The organism is Secundilactobacillus silagei JCM 19001 (genome assembly GCF_002217945.1).
GTDB lineage: Bacteria > Bacillota > Bacilli > Lactobacillales > Lactobacillaceae > Secundilactobacillus > Secundilactobacillus silagei.
Window position 1 is genome coordinate 60,051 of sequence record NZ_BCMG01000002.1, and the last position, 18,312, is coordinate 78,362.

An 18,312-nucleotide genomic window follows, 5' to 3' on the forward strand; every position below is an offset into this window, starting at 1 on the left:
CTTTTACGATTAAATTGAGCGGTTAAACTTCTTGTTTCACAGCAGGTAGCGTTTCAAACTTTTCTCGGATGAAGCCGGCTGATTGGGCTAACTTTTGTTCTTCTTCATCGGTGATTGGCAGGCGGAGGGCTTCTACGACCCCGTCCTTGCCGATGATGGCTGGGTGGCCGACGTAGGTGTTGTACTTGTCGCTGTAGCACGAGCATGGGCAAGCTAAGTTGGCATCGTCTAGGACGGCGCGGCTTAATTTTACCGCGCAGGTAGCAATCGCATAGCTGGTATAACCTTTGCCGGAATGGACGGCCCAGCCGCCACCACGGGCTTGAGATTCCAAGTCTTCTAGGTCGAGGTTTTGCTCTTCGGCTAACTGTTCGATGGGGAGACCGTTAACTGAAACGGTGGACCAAGCAACGAATTGTGATTCACCGTGTTCGCCTAAGGTGTAGCCGGTGACGTTTTTGGCATCAACATTGAAGTTCTCGCCAACCACCTTTTGCATTCTGGCGGTATCCAGGAAGGTACCAGTACCAAGTACGCGGTTTTCGGGTAGGCCAGTGGCTTGCTGCAAGTAGTAAGTGATGCAGTCACAAGGGTTCATGACGTCGATTAAGACACCATTGAAGCCGGACGCCTTGATTTTTGGCGCGATATCTTGCACGATCTCTCTGGTGTATTCAAATTCTGCCCAGCGGTTACCACTGGCATGGTCTAAGGCGTGGATGTTGCCGGAGGTCACGAATAAGATGTCCGTATCTGCTAACTGTGAATAGTCGTTGATCCGGATCGTAGTATGTGAATCCAAACGAGCCTGTGAATCTTGGAGGTCCAACTGTTCAGCACGGGCCTTTTTCTCATTTTTATCGATCAGGGTTAATTCATCAGCGATTCCTTGACAAACCAGTGTATAAGCGACAGTAGCACCAACGTGGCCAACCCCGATAATTGCGTATTTTCTCATATGTATTGCCTTCTTCTAATTAAATTTTAATATGTGTTGATGGCATAAAGATACCAGTCAGTCGTTGCGTTGTCAACATGGCATTCATGAATATTGGATATTAACTGTGCCATTATTTAGAGACGGCAAGGGATTAGCCGGCCAAATTAATTTTGAAACTATATTTGAGTGCACAAAAAAACCGCATGATCATAAAGATCATACGGCTTACATATTAGGGCGGTATGTGGGGTTCGAACCCACGCGTGCCGGAACCACGATCCGGTGTGTTAACCAAGCTTCACCAATACCGCCATCACAACAATAAACATCATACCATAGATTGAGTGGAGTTGAAAAGCTAAATTTAATTATTTTGCAGATTCATCGTCAGTTTTTTCATCATCGCCGTTTTGAATCATCCGCAGTGCCCGCTGATATTCGTTCAACGACTGGGTAAATGGTTCCCAGAATTGCGGGGTGACGGTGCCGGCTTTGCGTAGCTCAACTCCCATTGCCGTTGGGACCCAATCGACCTCATCGCCTTCTTTGAGTTCCAGCTGTTTCACAAATTCATCCGGTAGTTTCAAAAACAGCTCACCATTTTCATTTCGTTGAATCTGATTTGATTGCGCGTCCATTATGCCAGCCCCTTTCTCATCACAGATTTTAAATTCATTATACGGCAAAATGGGGGTGGTGGGTATTAGTTGATTTAAATTGTTTTGAGTGGGGAGGTTATATGGCTGAAACGTGCTCCGGTGGGCAGAGACTTGTGCATAAGTTACTTTTGGTACAAATCCAAAATCGGGATTTCCACCAAAAGTAACTTATGCGTCAGTCTCTAACCGCCCACCTCCACACTCTATTTACATGGCCTAAACGTGTTCGGACAAGCAGAGAGCTGTGCGTAAGAGCCTTAAGCCAAAATTCCAAGTTCGGGAATTTCCGCTTAAGGCTCTTACGCGTCGCTCTCTAACCGCTTGTCCTCACACTCTCTAAAGTGTTACACTACGACTATCCTGAAAGTGATCGAGTACGAAATCGAGTTGTGGAACTTCCTTGAGTTAAGAAGGGGGCAATGGTCGTGGCTAAACGCTACGTAATTACCAAGCCAGACGAGCACATTGTACACCGGACGGATAGCCTACAAACGGTTACCCAAATTACTAAGCGTCCTAAATGGGTCGTGGAACAGTATGTAAATAGTGACAAGTTGCTTGATGGCTGGAAAATAGTCGATCAAAATCGAGCGGCAAGTTAAGAGAAACAACCGTCAGCAGTTTGCTGGCGGTTGTTTTTCGTTTGAAAATATAGTCAGCGATGCCTATAATAACGATTAAGACAATTAGGCGAACAATTCATTAGCCAGTTCAAAACATTGTTCGCTATTAACCAGTTCCTATTCTAAGCGAGGTGCATAATGAGTTCATTTTCAAAGGTTATCGAAGGGGCCAGCTTTTCGCCCCGAACGCAAACGGCAATTACTTACCAGCCACAGCAGTTGATCTGCTTGGACACTAGCGGCTACATCGCCCGGGTGATCAACCAGACGGATGCGGACTACGCAGCGGTTCGGCAGGCTGCGCAGGCTAACGCGACTTTAACCACGTTGCGACCAGATCAGTACGTGCTGCCCGGTTTCATTGACCTGCATATCCACGCGCCGCAGTGGCCCAATGCCGGGCTGGCGTTAGACCGGCCGTTAAATGAATGGCTGGATACGTACACCTTTCCACTAGAAGCGAAGTATCAAGACTTGGATTTTGCCAAATTAGTCTACAATGATTTAGTTCAAGAACTGCTGGCTAACGGCACGACTACCGCGCTGTACTTTGGCACCATCCACAACGCTGCGAACCTAGAACTGGCTAAGGCCTGCATCAAACATGGCCAGCGCGGTTTCATCGGCAAAGTTGCCATGGATAATCCGGAACAGACCCCCGATTATTATCAGGACGCCTCGGCCCAGGTCGCCGTAGACCAGACTGAACAGTTTATTCAGCAGGTGGGGGAGTTGAATCAGACCACTGATTTGAAACAGACCCCCGTGATCACACCGCGGTTCGTGCCTAGCTGTACGCCGGCCAGTCTGCAAGGGCTGGGTGATCTGGCGCGCAAATACGATCTGCCGGTGCAGTCACATTGCAGTGAAAGCGACTGGGAAAATGGCTATGCGCTGGAGCACTACCAGATGCGCGACGCTGACGTTTTAGACCACTACGGCCTACTGACGAACAAAGCGGTCATGGCGCACGGCACCCAGCTCAATGACCACGATTATGAGCTGTTTGCGAAGCAGGGCGTCGCTATTGCGCACTGTCCGATTTCAAACGTGTACTTCGGTAATGCTGTATTGCCCGTTAAACGGGTGTTAGCGCATCACGTGAAGACGGGACTGGGCACCGACATTTCCGGCGGGTATTCACCCAGCCTGTACCAAAATATTCGCCAAGCGGTCATGTCATCACGGCTGCTCCAAGACGGCGTGGATAATCAGCTACCGACCAATCAGCGTGGTGTCAGTGACAGTGCCATCAGCGTTAAGACGGCCTTCTACCTGGCTACGCTTGGTGGGGCAAAGAGCCTGCATCTGCAGACCGGGAAAATTGCAGCGGGGTATTTGGCGGATCTACAGGTGGTTTCACTGAAAAATGCGTTTCAAGCGGATGATGCTGATAATATCTTTGAGAAACTGATGTATCAGACTAGTCAGGCTGAGATTGAACAGGTTTATGTGCGGGGAGAACGGGTTAAATAATAGTTAATTATATAAAAAACACCTCATAGTAGTTAGTTTAGGCTAACTGTTATGAGGTGTATTTGTATTTAAAGCTTTTTACTGTTCTCTAGCCGAAACGTGTTCAAGCAGGCAGAGAGCTGCATGTAAGCCAATGTCGGCATAAATCCAAACCCGGGATTTTTGCCAACCTTAGCTTACACTCCGCTCTCTAACCGCCTGCTTTCGCACTCTACTTATATTCATCCAAATCCAACACAATAAAACTAACAGTCTGTCCCGGCTTTGCTTTTAGTTCGCCCGGGGTACTTGGAACTGGTAATTCATCCTTTACCTTTGCCAGTTTGGTTCCCACTGCCACCGCCGCTTTTTGCGCCGCGTCGTCGTTTGTTGTGCCCATTACCTTTACGCCAGGGACGTCTGGGACCGTGACCTGGATGCGGTTAATCATCACTGTCGGGTCGAAGATTGCTGGATATACAAGCCGTTGAGCCATTTTGTAGCCTCCTGAATTTAAATCTCATTTTAAATCAACTCCTCTATTCTACCTAAGATTGCGCCTAATTTCAAAATTTTTCCGATTCGGGTTGACACTTTGCCCCGCAATTTTGTTTGTATAAGTGTAAGGCGTTGGCCAACACTTACTAAACTAACTTAAACGGAGTGACTAATATGAATACCACTTGGAACAAAACTAACCTGACTTTGATCATGATGGACGCGAACGACCAAAAGGTGCGCTTCTCCTACAGCAACATCGTCGAAAAGCCCTCTGACGACCAAATTACGAAGTTCGCCGCCGTCTTGGAAAAGTTGACCAACTTAACTTTCCTCTCTGCTGCCATCGCCACTACTGACAACAAGACTCAAGTTGCCTAAGCTAACCCAACTCAGCCATTTACTCAAAGGAGATCGAACATGAAAAACGAAGAAAAGACAGTTTTGCAGTTACGTTTTAAAGGAACGGACGACAAGGTCCACACCTTCAGCTTTCCAAAGGCGGCTGCTGGCTTAACCACTGAAATCATTGCCGACGCGATGAACGCGATTGCCACCCTGGGCCTCTTTGATCGTAAGGGCGTGACCCTTTACGTCTCAGCTGTCAGCGGTGCCTACGTGAAGACAACGACGCAAGAACTCTACACGGTCTAACCAGTACCGCCCCCAATTTATTCTCTAAATAAATGAACGGTCAGGGGGCGATATTGATGAAGCAACACGTAATTCTCGCAGCGCTGGTCTTCTACGCGGCGCTGCACCTGCAAAATACCGACCTGATCATGATTGCCTTAAGCATCTGGTCGATTCGCTAAGTAAAGCTGCCTGAGCCACCGTTGTTATTTAATGGTGACTCAGGCAGCTTTTTTTGGTGAATTCGAGAAAGTTTCACAAAATTAGTGGACATTAATAGCTTTAATTGAATTTTCACGCTACAATGGAATAGGTTTTAACGATGCGTCGTTAGACCATCATTAATCTGCTCTGGGATGTTCTACCCATAAAGGGCGTTTCGGACTTAGCTAAAATCCCCAACAATATATACATCAAGCACTGGGCGCGAGATTAAAAAGCAGACGCCTATGCAGCTGGCGATAGACCGTGCCGACTTATGGGTGTTTCCAAGCCGGGAAATATAGACAATGGGTCTTGCCACTGGTAAACTACCAAACAGGCTGTATAGAACAGATCGCGTGGACATCAAAACGATGACACACTTTTTAATCTGGTGAGTCTCAGGCTACCGCGGTAGCGTGGGGTTGTACCCACCTAAGAGACCTTTTCTCTTATTTCTAGGGGAAGGCCTTTTTTTGTGCGGTGAAGTGCTACACTGAATCTGGTTGAAAATTACTTCAGATAGGGGATTACATATATGAATCAAAAGAAAATTGCGACGCTGTTAGTTGCGGTCGTTTCATTGGGAACGGGAATGGCATTTCACCAAACAACTGCTCATGCGCTGGCAAGCTACTGGCATCATAATCACTGGGTCACCACCAAGAAAACGGTGACTGTTCAAAAAATCAAGATTGCGGACCCAATCGCTAGCAGTCGGGCGGTTAGATCTTATAAGCTGCATCGTGGTGCTCACTACAAGTTAGGCCATTACGATACCAATTATTCTTGGGTGTTAAATTCTGGCCGCTTCAATTCCAACTCGCATTATACGTATATTGTTCGTCGTGGCTGGAATAATGCCAGCTGGTTTAAATTTAAATAAAACTAAAAATAAGTCCATCGCATAGTTAACCTTGTAACGACAAAATGAAAACGAGGTAACCACGATGGACTTTTTTGATACCGCAAATTCACTAGCACCTATGTACTTAACTTATTCCGGCCTGATCCGCCACGATGAACGCGAAGAGCTGCCTTACCAGATGTATATCCCAGTAATTGATCACACCGTGGCTGGTCAGTCAGTCTATGATGTTGTGACGCGGGGGCGTGAGATGATCGGTGCCTTATTGATGGAGAAGGTCATGGACGGGGAGGACATCCCAGAATCCGAGGCAACTTTGCCACAGGGTGATGCGGATGAGATGCCGACCTTCATCAACGTGGAACTGGACCGCTTTAAGCACTTGATTGCGCCCAAAGAAAGCGTGATCCGGCCCATCAATGCGTTAAAACAGCCCAAGCGGATCTTATCGCAGGTGTATGACTTCCAGCCGGTCTTCATCACGGAAGATGGCATTGGTCGCTACGTGGTGGTCACGGTGCGCGATTATGATATGTTTCAGAACGCCATTGGCATGATGCTGGATAAGCAGGATATTGAGGATGCGCTGGAAGAAGAATAGAGTGTGAGGACAAGCGGTTAGAGAGCGACGCGTAAGGGCACTCAGGCAAAAATCCCGAACTTGGATTTATGCCGGAGTCGGCTTACACATAACTCTCTGCTTGTCCGAACACGTTTCGGCAATGTAAAAGTAGTGGGGTATGAAGAAAGACTCGAACATAGATAATAATAGAAAAAGGGCGGGTTTCCTAAAATTGGGAATCCGCCTATTGTCATTATTGGAATTAATGTACATCGGCCTATTTTCTGATATGGCCTTTTTTGTAAAATATGAGTTCAAGATTCAATTTCTATTTCGCTAAAACACTGGTTTGGCGAAATAGAAGTAACAAAATCACTATGATATAATGAGTTTTGTAGAATATAGGACGGTGACGAACAAGTAGAAGCGAGGTGATGCCATGGTAATCATGACGATGACTGACCGGAAACGAGGTTCGGTGTTTGATAGAGATGGGCCTGTTTTTCCTGCACGCGCTGCATGGGTATGTGCCTGTGCAACGTTATTGGTGAAACAGGCAACCAAGTTGGTAAAAGCCAGCAAGACATTTCTGAGAGCACTAAAAAACCGCCCGAACTCTCCAAAGTGATGGCGGCCTTTAGTGTTTTTTAGGTTGTAAGTTACTTGTAGGATAGTCATTGTTCTACCTCTACCACGTCTTGATTATAACATGAGGCGTGGTATTTTTGTATTTTAACGAGTTGTTTAGTGGAATATAGGTGGTGAAGGCCAGCAAAACGTTTCTGAAAACACTAAAAAGCCGCCCACACTGTCGAAAGTAATAACGGCTTTTAGTGATCTTTAAGTTGTAAGTTACTTGTATGACAGTCGCCGTTCGGCTTCTACCACGGTTTGATTATATCATGAGACGTGGTGTTTTTGGATCATTTTTGATCCATAATCAACAGTTGCTTGTTCCCGGTAATATAACGCCCATTGTTCAATTCAAAACGTGTCATACGACCTTGCTTTACAATCCGTTTAACGTTCAGCTTAGTTCCCTTCTTGTAAGAGCGGACTTTCTTATTCGAGGAAAGATTAACGTCTTTATAGCTGTTCACCTTATTACCGATAACCCGGACGCGTTTTACCTTGTTGCTACGGAAATGACTGTCAGCTACATATTTAGAGTTAGCAGTGATATAGCCACCCTTAACCTTGTAACGTTTATTGCCATTCTTGTCATAAGCCACACCTTGAATCTTAAAGCTAGCGGCTTTAGCCCGTGCTTGTTTCTTGTATGATTTTATCGGGTTCGTCAGGCTAACGTTTTTGTGTAATCTCATGCTACGTTTAGCGTAAACGGAGTGAGGGTAGGTAGCCTGTTTATCTGGCTGAGGTTGTGGTTGGGGTGTTGGCTGTGGTTCTGGTTTAGTTTCATTGCTATTGCCATTGTTATTGTTTCCGCTGCCGTTGCCATTACCATTACCATTATCTGGTTTTACCGGTGGAACTACAGGAGGAATAACGTTCGAACCATCTTCTGAGTTAACAGCTAAACTGAAATACCCATTTAAGAGAGGAGCTGAGTCTTTTTTCAAATTCTTATCTGAGAGGGTGAAAGAGGGAACTGTACTTCCACCTTCTTTTGAATCTACGGTTAACATTTCTTTATCGTTAAAGTAACTGATATTATCATCAAAATCAACGGAACTAGCTGCCGTTCCTTTAAAATAAGCTTCATCCAAATAATTACGATTATTTACCTGAAAGGCTAATCCAAGTTCTCTAGCAAGTTGTTGATACGTAATTGATGATCGATAAGGGAGTATTAAAGTCTTCCAATTTTGCCGAGAGAATGTCTCATTCCCAATGTGAGGATTTTGAAGGCTTCCTTCGGGTTCATTGCTATTATAAGGGGTTCCGTTATTAACTGTAACTGTTTTAATTTTGTTGAGTTTAAAGGCATAATTTTCAATTCTTTTAACATTAGGTAGAGTAATGCTAGTTAATTGATTGCCATAAAAGGCAGAATATCCGATTGTTTTAACATTGGGTAGCGTAACATTGTTTAATTGATTACCATAAAAGGCAGAATCTTCGATTGTTTCAACGTTAGGCAGAGTAACGCTGGTTAATTGATTATCTTTAAAGGCGCTATTTCTGATTGTTTTAACGTTAGGCAGAGTAATACTAGTCAACTGATTACCTTTAAAGGCAGATTTTCCAATATATTCAATATTTTCTGGTTTTTCAAAAATGACATTTGTAATTCCTTTATTGTCATTCGAGTAATCGCCTAATCTAGTAGTCGAAAATACGCCGCTATTGTTAATTCCCATGATGGGTGTTCCATCACTTCCTGTTTCAGGAATTTTTAAAATACCACCGGCTAACAATTCTTTTTTTTCTTGGTTACCCCACTCAACGCTCTGAATGCGGCCAAATTCATCAAGCGTAATCTGCTCAGATTTTAGAATAACCGTCTGACCAGTTTGTTTTTCTGGCTCAGGCGTTTCTGTTCCCGTCTCTGCTTTCGCGGTCACCGTTATGCCCGGGATATGTTGTACCACTAATGATAAGGAGCCAACACCTGTACTAAATAACATACCGATTGCTAACGCGCTGCCAAATGATTTAGATCTTTTCATTATGAAGCCTCCTGTGGAATCTGTGGTGAGTAACAACAATTTCTCTATAAATCGAATATAACAATTAATAGCAACAATAAGCTAGCAAAATTTCAAGACTTCACAGAAGCTTGCGGGTTTGCACAAACTTTGGTCACAAATAAAACACCAGCAACGAGATGACTTGTCTCATTACTGGTGCTATTTAATGTCTAAAATTTAGTTCTTATCTGTTTATGCTCTCACCAGCACCGCTTCCGGATACTTCTTCGCCACGTACGCCTTGATCTGTCCGATCATCCGCTGTGTCGACGGTGCCTTCGCCTGCACCGCAGACGTTGCCAGCCCAATTGACCGATAAAATGAATGCTCAAATGGATAAACGGCGACATTACCGGGAATCTTCTGCAGCGCCAGTTCCGGTAAAATGCCTAAACCGAGCCCCGCTTCCACCATGGCGACGATCGACTGGTCATCAATGGAGAAGTGAATCAAATTAGGCTGAATGCCGTAGTAATCCAGCGCCGCTTTGGTATCGCGGTCGTAGTCACCGGACTGCAGGATAAAGTCGCGGTCTTCCAAATCCTCGTGGGTGACGGACTTCTTGTTCTTGGGCACGAAGCCTTTCGGTGCCACACAGTAGATCTCATCTTTGATCAACGAGTCCACCAGCAGGTTCTCGCTGACGGGCATCACCACGAAGCCCACGTCCAGCGTGCCGTTTTTGACGTCCTGCACGATCTCGTTGAAGCCGTTTTGACTCACCGAGATATCGATATGGGGGTACTGTTTTTTAAATGACTGAATGATTGGCGGCAGCCAGTTGATACAAACGGATGAGAACGCGCCGATGCGAATGGAACCAGCGTTTAACCCGTTGATATCAGCAGCTTCCTGTTCCAATCGGGCCTGCGAATTCAGAATTTCTTGGATAATCGGTAAAATGGTGCGGCCATTGGCAGTCAGTTCAGCGCCGGAACGGGAACGGATGAAGACGGGAAAGCCCAGTTCCGTTTCCAGTTGGGTAATCGAGTGACTGACCGCGCTGGGGGTGACGTTGAGCTTCAGCGCGGCTTTTTGAAAGGTACCTTCTTGAATGACGGTACTGAATACTTGGTAAGCAAAGGGTATCATGCAACACAGCCTCCAATTAACGGGATAAAGATTGCTCATTCATGAACTATTTAGGTGAACTATTTTCACCTAAATGTGAGTAGCTTGAACTATACGGCCACTATAAATGAGTATACCATAAAGTTAATTCAGTAAACGAAGTCAATTCAAATCGAAAGTTGAGGTTTCATTATGGAAAATAAACTGTTTGCCACCCGTGTCCAGCCAGAAGTGCCGTCACGGTTAGCCGGATTGTTCCCCGTCATGAATTACCCAGATGCCATTAAGTTCACTGCTGGGGCGCCAGCGGAGAGTTTATTTCCAGCTGACGCCATGGCGCAGGCTTACGCGGATGCGATGGCCGCGGAAGGCAACCACACGTTTCAATACCACACGGTTCAAGGCCCCGTTGAACTGCGGGAACGGCTCGCGCAACGGGCGATGGACAAGATGCAGATCGATCACGTCACCGCCGACAACGTCATGCTTACGGCTGGCGGCCAGCAGGGTATCGACCTGGTAGCTAAAGCGTTGTTGAACAAGGGGGACGCCATGGTGGTTGAAGCACCAACGTATGTGGGCGCACTCTCGGCATTCGATATGTACGAACCTACCTATTATGAGGTGGAACTGGAGAACGATGGTCTAAACACGGATCAGCTGGAAGCCACGTTGAAACAACACCCTGAAATTAAATTGCTTTACACGGTGTCAGACTTCCATAACCCCGGTGGCGTCACCATGTCGTTGGCTAAACGTGAAAAAGTCGTCGAGCTGGCGAACCAATACAATTTCATCGTGCTGGAAGATACCCCATACCGCGAACTGCGTTACACGGGGATACCACTGCCAAGCATCAAGCACTTCGATACTGAAGGCCGGGTGATCTTCCTGTCGAGTTTCTCTAAAGTGCTGATGCCAACGTTGCGGACGGGCTGGTTAGTCGCGGACAAGGCGATTATTCAGCAGCTCTATAAGTTAAAGGAAGCCGCTGATCTGGAAGTACCCAACATTACCGCACAAGCAATCAACCACTATCTGGCTGATAACAGTCTGGATGAGCATATCGCTAAATTAAAGGAAGAATATCTGATACGGATGAAAGCAATGATCATTGCCTGTCATAAATATCTGCCGGAGGGCGTGTCAGCCACTCAGCCAGAAGGCGGCTTCTTCACCTGGGTCACCGTTAACGAAGCCATCAACACGACTGACCTGCTCTATAACGAAGCCACGCCTAACCAGCACATCGCCTACGTGCCTTCCAAGAACTTTTACGCCTACAAGGATCACACCAACGGCATGCGCCTGAACTTCACGGGCCTGACACCAGCCAAAATCGATGCGGGCATGAAACGGTTGGGTACTTTATTGACACAAGCAGAGCAACTAATATAGTAGGAAACTTGTTATGACATATAAACCGTAAGTTGTGGTTAATCAAAATAAACTTTAAATACTCGGAATTTATTTTTTTAAATAAATTTCGAGTATTTTGCACACTAAATGCGTTTTATGCTGCATAAAATACAAGCCATTCCTTGAAAACATTGTCATGTAAATGTCACACATGCGGACGTTATAATGAATTCAAATTATCGTCAAAAGCAAGTCGTGATAGGCTTTTGTAACATTTTCTTATCTTTTCATACATGTGAAAAGATTACAAGTGAGCTACAAATGGAGCACTTTTCTTGAAGGTTAGTGGCGTAAGCGGTAGACTCATTTATGGAGTCTAGCAATACTATGCGATATTTAAATGTCCGGTTAAGTAATGTTTTACTTAACATTCGGTTGGATATTGTGTATACTGTTAATGCTTGATGAGTTACATAATATATGTTTGGAGGAATTTCACATGCAATCTAGTTTAAAGAAGTCTCTTTATTTGGGCTTAGCTGCAGTTTCATTTGTAGCTGTTGCTGGTACTACTAGTGCCAACGCATCTGCAAAAGCTGCCAAGACTGTTTCAAACGTTACTATGACTACACCTGCTGCAAGCCGTAACGTTAATTTAACTGGTACCAACGCTATTTACAGCAAGCCAGGTACTACTAAGGGTGCACAAGTTGTTGCAACAACAACTACTGCATCAAAGATCAAGGATTCAAAGAGCGGTACTAACAACTTCCGTGCTTACCGTGTTGCTAAGACTGATCGTGGATCAGTTTACTACAAGGTTGTTTCATTCGACGGCCATTACCGTGGATACATTTACGGTGGTAAGAGTGACAGTGCCTTTGCTGGTGGCTTAGTTGCTTACCCAACTACTAAAGACGCTACTGCTCCTGCAGCTAGCGACGTGTACAGTTTGAATGCTGCTACTAGCACTACTGCTAACACATTGTTCTTCAAGGAACCAGCATGGACTAACTACAAGGTTGGTCGTGCTAAAGTTGATGGCAAGGTATTAACCACTACTGATGCTTACAAGGATGCTAAGTTTACCTTTAACAAGGCTGCAACTACTTCTCGTGAAGGCCAAACTTGGTACCAAATCGCTTCTGTTAATGGTTCAACCACTAATGGTTTAGTTGGTGCATGGGTAAAGGCTTCAGATGTTACTGCTAAAGCTGTTAAGGCCGATGACAACAACAGTATTACTGTTAACTATGTTGATGCAAGTAACCATACTGTAGGCACTGCTACATTCGTTACTACTGCTCCTAACACTTCTAAGGGTTACAAAGTAGGCACTAACGTGGATGCTAATAATGACAACCTTTATGCATTTGCCTTGAACAACCTTCCAAAGGGTTATGTAGCTGTACCAGGTACTTCACCTGCAAAGCAGGAAGATGCATTATTTGGCGGTACATTTAATGTAAATGTTACTCAAGGTGCTACTTCTAAGGTTTCATTCCAGTCAAGCAATGTTATTAACACAGTTGATGGAAAAGATGTAAATGTTGAAAACCCACTTACTCCTAATACTGACATTACTAGTCAAGTTGCTAAGAATGAATTAACTAATGCTGAATTGAAGTTATTTACTGGTAAGGCCAGTGATACGGTTGATTTTGCAGGCCTTGAAGGTAATTTATTTGATGCTAATAAGCCTTTGAATACCTTCTATGGTAAGACCACTTATTACGCTGGCAATGAAGCATATCATTACGTATTTACTTACGTAGGTGGTTCATTGAAGAATGCTTCTAACGGTGCAGCAAAGTATGGTAATGACTTAACTGCTCGTTACGCTGCTCAATTAACACACGGTGCAGCTAATGCTCAGGATGCAACTAACAATATCAGCTATACTAAGTAATCTTATTTATAAGATTTGAAGTTTAGCTTGTGTTAAGGGGAAGACGATAATTATCGTCTTCTTTTTTAGACCCTTTGTTAACAAGGGCTAATGAAGTATTTTGAGAAGATCAATTCATTTACGAATTGGTCTTCTTTTCGTATCTTGTTAGTAAATTTAATTCGGATTCTGGTCTCGAAAGGGAGTAAATCAAATGCGGTTCGTTTAATTTGCTTAATCTTTCGATTAACGTATTTAATAGGCCTATTAGAGAAGTAGCAGCTTGAATCATATTTTCTATAAACAACTGATTAATGTTTAAAAATATGAATCACAATCCGATGAAGTGATAGGGTCATGGTTGAAGAGTATACTAGGTGTTTTAGTTCCACAAGTAGTCTGACAATGTTTACAATTTACAAAATATGAAGATGTATAATCCATTTACCATTGATAATAGCTGCTATACAGGTATTTACTTGATTATTATTATTTTTAATCAGGGTGGTGAAATCACAGTTAGGACAGTAATCTAGTGGATAGGCCAGTTGAACTTCAATCACCTCAGTAATGATGATATTACTAATAAATGTCAATAATACCTATTTTTAATACACGTGGTTGACAATTGAGTTACGATTGAGCTTCAAACTGTAATTCAATCGGCTAAGATGATAAACTATATACAGTGTCAAGGAAATGCATTGATGCCCTATGAAATTTATAAAGGAGATATGTCTATATGAAATCTAGTTTAAAGAAATCTCTATATTTAGGCTTAGCTGCTGTTTCATTTGTTGCCGTTGCTGGTACAACAAGTGCTAATGCTTCTGCCAAGTCATATGCTACTGCTAGTGCATACAGTACATTAACTGCACCTTCTACTTCACGTAACGTTAACTTAACTGGTGCTAACGCTGTGTACACAAAGCCAGGTACTGTTAAGGGTGCTAAGACGGTTCTAACAACAACTACTGCTAAAAAGCTGAATGCTTCAAATCGTGGTCAAGCTAACTTCCGTGCTTACGGTGTTAAGACTACTAACCGTGGCTCAGTTTATTACAAAGTTGTTTCATTTGATGGCACATACCGTGGCTACGTTTACGGTGGTAAGAGTAAAACAGCTTTTGCTAATGGCTTAGTTTCATACGATACCACTAAAGATGCCACTGCTCCTTCATCAACTACTTCATTCAACTTAAATGCTGATACTAGTTCTACTGCTAACACCTTGTTCTTCAAGGCACCATCATATACTCAATACAAGGTTGGTCGTGCACGAGTTAATGGCAATATCTTAGCTTCTAGTGATGCTTACAAGGGTGCTTCATTTACCTTTGACAAGGCTGTTACTACCTCACGTGAAGGCGACACTTGGTACGAAATTGCTTCTACTAAGTTAAGCAATGGGACTACTACTAGTGAACTTAATGGTGCTTGGATTAAGGCTTCTAACGTCAAGAACCCTAATGCTGATCCTGCCGCTACTAATGACAACAGTATTAAGATTGTTTACCGAACAGCCGATGGTAACACAGTTGCCGGTGCTGACAAGACATTTGTTAACGCCTCAAAGAGCAACACTACTGCTGGTACAGCCTACGGTAATGAAACAAATGGTGCAGGCACTCAGTTGATGCCTTATGCCCAAGCAAATGTTCCTACTGGCTACGTATTTAGTGGTTACCTACAAGGTCAAAATCCACAATATGGTGGTACCCTTTATGTAACTGTTGCTCAAGGAGCTACTTCAAAGGCAAGCCTAGCTGTTCAAACTACTGTTAATGGTTCAACTGTAGAGAATGGTCTTAGCAAAGGTGATTTGTTCAACACACCAAAGCTTACTTCAACTACTGCACAACTTTTAACTGGCCCTAAGGATCAAACCTTTGGTCAAAGTCAAAACGCAGGTAACTTAGACAAGTTAGTTAATAACTTGGCTTGGGGTACGGATACTACAGGTAATCAAGGTAACTTGATCAAGTACTATGCAAAGGCTCCTATCTCAAGTTCTAACTCAGATCACCAAGCATACACTGTAAACGTTAGTGCTACTAAGGCTGCTAACCAAAACACGAATTATGGTGATACCTTCAAGATTGTCTTTGACGAAAATGGTACTATCAACTCTACTGATTTCGGTAATCTAAGCAATCCAGACACTAGTAATTCAGATTTTTTAACTAATAATTAGTTTAAAATTTGTGTTATAAAGTATTTTGAGAAGATCAATTCATTTACGAATTGATCTTCTTTTTTTACGTCTTTAGATCTGGTTTTACACCTAGTGGTTTTCTAGGTACAGAACAAAAAACCACCTGCTATGCGGGTGGAAGATAATTTATTTTGTAGTGCTAAGTGATTTGCTGTTAATTCATATGAAGTTAAGCCTGATCATGATAGTGTTTCCCAGTTTTGAGATTAACATATTCCAAACCGTATGCATTGCCACCATCGAATATTTTGGTTCTAAACATTGCATATGTACCTTTATGGTGAATTGATGGGAAGGCGTGTGTATCATTAGCACGATGGACGTATGCGCCGTGAGTGGTTACACCGTAAAAGTAATTTTTCTCATAGGTAAAACCATCAATTTTTGATTTTTTGAACTTGAGATGATGCTTATGTCGCATCTGAGTGAGAGAGTAATTTGATTTGTACTGGTGACCGTGCCACTTGATAATATGGGTAGCAGCTTGAGAAGTAACGGTGGTTAATGGAATGATTGTAAATGCTGTGCCTAAAGCAAGTGTGGCACTTAGAATAAGATGATAGCTACGAACTTTCAATGAAGTCCCTCCTGTGAAGTTGAATTATCGAATAATCGATGCTTTAAATTATACAGATATAAGTAGGCGAATAATAGGGATATTAATATTTTAAGTAGCTACGTTGGTTACCAACTTCGATTAGACGGTAGTGATTTGTGAAGGGAAGCGCTACTCCTTAGTTATAAATGGTAAAATGTGAGTAATCAGTTTAACTAGATTTATCGGGAGGTACAACTTTATGGGCTTACGAGATTTATTCAGAGGAAAATCAGATCAAGAACCAGATAATAAAAAGACATCTGAAACGGAAAAAGACAATCAGACCGACAATAAAGAAAATCAGGAAACAACTAATGATGAGCAGAAGGATGACACTCAAGCTACTGATAGTAACGCTTCAGTAGCTACTTCTGTATTGACTGCTAAGCAGAAACTAGCTGACTTTACGCAGCAGTATAATGACCATCGAGAAACGCTGCAGGACCTGTTATTTGGTCAACAAAAAGAAATCCAAACGGCTGCGGATCAGCTGAATACCAAAATTACTGATGCCCAGAAGACGGTTGATGACACTGGCAGTCAGGTGACCCAGATTCAAAATGAGATGGAAGAAGCTAGTCAGAAGGCTTCTGCGCCTTACGTTGAAAAGCAGACGGTGTTAAACGGTCGCATCAAGGAGAATCAGGATAAAGCCGGTAACCTGATTGACCAAGTGAAGGCAATCAATTCAGAGCTTAGCGGATTGAACAATAAGCAGCAGGAATTAGTTCAAGCCGAAGCGGATATTTCAGCGAAGTTTAAGAGTGAAAAGGATCCGGCAGTAATCGTGACGCTGGCTGATCAGTATCGCAGTGATATTGAGGACAATAAGGGCGAGCGTGACAAGAATGCAACGGCAATTAAGGCGGTTGATGATAAGCGGGAAGGTTTAAAGCAGCAACTGCAGGCTGTGCGTGATAAGCTGACTGCGGATCAAAAACAGTTAAGTGACATTAACGACCAACTGGAAAAAGCTCAGATCAAGCTGGCCTCCGATGATGAAGGGCGTTCCAAGCACCTCGAAGCCTTAACGGAAGAGTTGACCAAAGCGCAAAAGGACCTGACCCAGCTGCAGAGCGATAGTGATCAGAAGCACGCGGAATTAACGGCGGTCAATCAGGATATTGACGATTGGCTAGGCATTCCGGTGCCGGTCAACGGTCTCGTATTAGACAGTGATTCTGAGATCATCTTGGATATGGATGGCCTGACTAATGATCAATTTGAGTTGATGAAGCGGGTCGTTAAGCGGTTTATTGATCGCGGCATTGAACACGTCGGTCTCTATACCAGTCAGTTCACGTTGAATCTGACGGATCAAATCGCGCGCTGGACGAGTAATTTAGAAGTCAAAGACGGCATCGTGTCCGTCTACAACCCGCTATATAATCTGCAGCATCAAGGTAAGATTGGGGCTAAGTATCAGTTGCCGGACAACGCGGTCAGTGATGACTGGAATGACGGCCACACGGAACGGACACTGGTCTTGCCGAATGGCTGGACGTTGAAAGTTCACTATTACAATAATGGTGAGCAGATTTCGACCGTTGATTCGTATAAAAAAGATCACCTAGCTGAATCCAGCACTCTGACCATGGCTGGACAGCTGACTTCCAACCTGTTCTACAATGACGATGGCACTAAGAATCGCGACGAGTATTACAGTCAATCTGGTCTGGGCGTGCTGAACGTACGTTATGAGCAAGATGAGGTCAAACAAGTTGAGCTGTTGAACCCGGTAGGCATGCAGGTACAGGCTTTTGACAATATTGATGGCTTTACCCAATGGTGGCTCAAGAATGACTTTAGTAAGAACGGCCTATTGGTCGGGTCAATTGAGAACGAACAGTACCGGCAGCTTTTGCAGGTCACGCAGGGTGAACCGATTGCGCTGACCACTGGTGCGGTTGCAGATAGTGACGACTTTAAGACCTGGGCAACGGGATTATCGAAGCAACAATACCTAGTCGATAATTATGAGACTGAGATGAAAATCATCAAATTATTAAATCAACCATTGACCATTAGTCTACTGGATCCACGCAACTTACCAGTCTCATTGGGGACGCCTTTAGGTGATGTTAAATAGCG

Annotated in this window: 16 protein-coding genes and 1 tRNA gene; 10 read left to right on the forward strand and 7 right to left on the reverse strand. The window is 43.8% G+C overall.

The features are described 5' to 3' along the window. Positions 1 to 22 precede the first annotated feature (22 nt). From CES79_RS02005 to CES79_RS02015, 3 genes are all read right to left on the reverse strand, one after another. Entirely contained in the window at positions 23 to 958 is a 936-nt protein-coding gene (locus tag CES79_RS02005) for an L-lactate dehydrogenase (protein ID WP_089136162.1), read from the reverse strand. Between the two features lie 218 nt (positions 959 to 1,176). After that, positions 1,177 to 1,251 (reverse strand) — tRNA-His (locus CES79_RS02010). 57 nt (positions 1,252 to 1,308) lie between these two features. After that, positions 1,309 to 1,578, reverse strand: a complete 270-nt coding sequence (locus CES79_RS02015; protein WP_089136163.1) for an AbrB/MazE/SpoVT family DNA-binding domain-containing protein — start codon at positions 1,576 to 1,578, stop codon at positions 1,309 to 1,311. 446 nt (positions 1,579 to 2,024) lie between these two features. On the opposite strand from CES79_RS02015, the gene CES79_RS12805 reads away from it, so the two are divergent. Next, positions 2,025 to 2,201 carry a hypothetical protein gene (locus CES79_RS12805; RefSeq protein WP_159459443.1) on the forward strand — a complete coding sequence of 59 codons (177 nt, stop codon included), beginning with the start codon at positions 2,025 to 2,027 and terminating at the stop codon, positions 2,199 to 2,201. A gap of 159 nt (positions 2,202 to 2,360) precedes the next feature. Continuing rightward, positions 2,361 to 3,698 carry a guanine deaminase gene (guaD, locus tag CES79_RS02020; protein WP_089136164.1) on the forward strand — a complete coding sequence of 446 codons (1,338 nt, stop codon included), beginning with the start codon at positions 2,361 to 2,363 and terminating at the stop codon, positions 3,696 to 3,698. Between the two features lie 211 nt (positions 3,699 to 3,909). Here guaD and CES79_RS02025 read toward each other — a convergent pair whose 3' ends face one another. Further along, positions 3,910 to 4,173, reverse strand: coding sequence for a type II toxin-antitoxin system HicB family antitoxin (locus tag CES79_RS02025; protein WP_054654844.1), 264 nt, complete (start codon positions 4,171 to 4,173; stop codon positions 3,910 to 3,912). Positions 4,174 to 4,349: 176 nt separating this feature from the next. Here CES79_RS02025 and CES79_RS02030 point away from each other — a divergent pair, with 176 nt between their 5' ends. From CES79_RS02030 to CES79_RS02045, 4 genes are all read left to right on the forward strand, one after another. Further along, positions 4,350 to 4,556 (forward strand): DUF1659 domain-containing protein, encoded by a 207-nt coding sequence (locus CES79_RS02030; RefSeq protein ID WP_054654846.1) that lies wholly within the window; start codon positions 4,350 to 4,352, stop codon positions 4,554 to 4,556. Positions 4,557 to 4,595: 39 nt separating this feature from the next. Beyond that, positions 4,596 to 4,829: a DUF2922 domain-containing protein gene (locus CES79_RS02035; protein ID WP_054654848.1), complete on the forward strand. Its 234-nt coding sequence runs from the start codon at positions 4,596 to 4,598 to the stop codon at positions 4,827 to 4,829. A 718-nt stretch (positions 4,830 to 5,547) separates the two neighbouring features. Next, positions 5,548 to 5,895, forward strand: coding sequence for a hypothetical protein (locus CES79_RS02040; RefSeq protein WP_089136165.1), 348 nt, complete (start codon positions 5,548 to 5,550; stop codon positions 5,893 to 5,895). A 64-nt stretch (positions 5,896 to 5,959) separates the two neighbouring features. Continuing rightward, entirely contained in the window at positions 5,960 to 6,478 is a 519-nt protein-coding gene (locus tag CES79_RS02045) for a hypothetical protein (RefSeq protein ID WP_089136166.1), read from the forward strand. A gap of 884 nt (positions 6,479 to 7,362) precedes the next feature. Here CES79_RS02045 and CES79_RS02055 read toward each other — a convergent pair. Beyond that, positions 7,363 to 9,069, reverse strand: a complete 1,707-nt coding sequence (locus CES79_RS02055; protein WP_089136168.1) for a DUF5776 domain-containing protein — start codon at positions 9,067 to 9,069, stop codon at positions 7,363 to 7,365. Between the two features lie 213 nt (positions 9,070 to 9,282). Next, positions 9,283 to 10,182 carry a LysR family transcriptional regulator gene (locus CES79_RS02060; RefSeq protein WP_089136169.1) on the reverse strand — a complete coding sequence of 300 codons (900 nt, stop codon included), beginning with the start codon at positions 10,180 to 10,182 and terminating at the stop codon, positions 9,283 to 9,285. Between the two features lie 171 nt (positions 10,183 to 10,353). Between CES79_RS02060 and CES79_RS02065 the strand changes: the two genes are divergently transcribed. The 3 genes from CES79_RS02065 to CES79_RS02075 all read left to right on the forward strand — a co-directional run bounded on the left by CES79_RS02065 (position 10,354) and on the right by CES79_RS02075 (position 15,602). After that, entirely contained in the window at positions 10,354 to 11,559 is a 1,206-nt protein-coding gene (locus tag CES79_RS02065; RefSeq protein ID WP_191983064.1) for an aminotransferase-like domain-containing protein, read from the forward strand. A 460-nt stretch (positions 11,560 to 12,019) separates the two neighbouring features. After that, the gene (locus CES79_RS02070) at positions 12,020 to 13,429 is read left to right on the forward strand and encodes a hypothetical protein (protein ID WP_054654862.1); all 1,410 of its coding nucleotides are present in this window, start codon (positions 12,020 to 12,022) and stop codon (positions 13,427 to 13,429) included. A 721-nt stretch (positions 13,430 to 14,150) separates the two neighbouring features. Beyond that, positions 14,151 to 15,602 carry an S-layer protein gene (locus CES79_RS02075; RefSeq protein ID WP_089136170.1) on the forward strand — a complete coding sequence of 484 codons (1,452 nt, stop codon included), beginning with the start codon at positions 14,151 to 14,153 and terminating at the stop codon, positions 15,600 to 15,602. 190 nt (positions 15,603 to 15,792) lie between these two features. Here CES79_RS02075 and CES79_RS02080 read toward each other — a convergent pair whose 3' ends face one another. Beyond that, positions 15,793 to 16,200 carry a hypothetical protein gene (locus CES79_RS02080; protein ID WP_054654866.1) on the reverse strand — a complete coding sequence of 136 codons (408 nt, stop codon included), beginning with the start codon at positions 16,198 to 16,200 and terminating at the stop codon, positions 15,793 to 15,795. A gap of 220 nt (positions 16,201 to 16,420) precedes the next feature. On the opposite strand from CES79_RS02080, the gene CES79_RS02085 reads away from it, so the two are divergent. Further along, the gene (locus tag CES79_RS02085) at positions 16,421 to 18,310 is read left to right on the forward strand and encodes a coiled-coil domain-containing protein (protein WP_089136171.1); all 1,890 of its coding nucleotides are present in this window, start codon (positions 16,421 to 16,423) and stop codon (positions 18,308 to 18,310) included. Positions 18,311 to 18,312 lie beyond the last annotated feature (2 nt).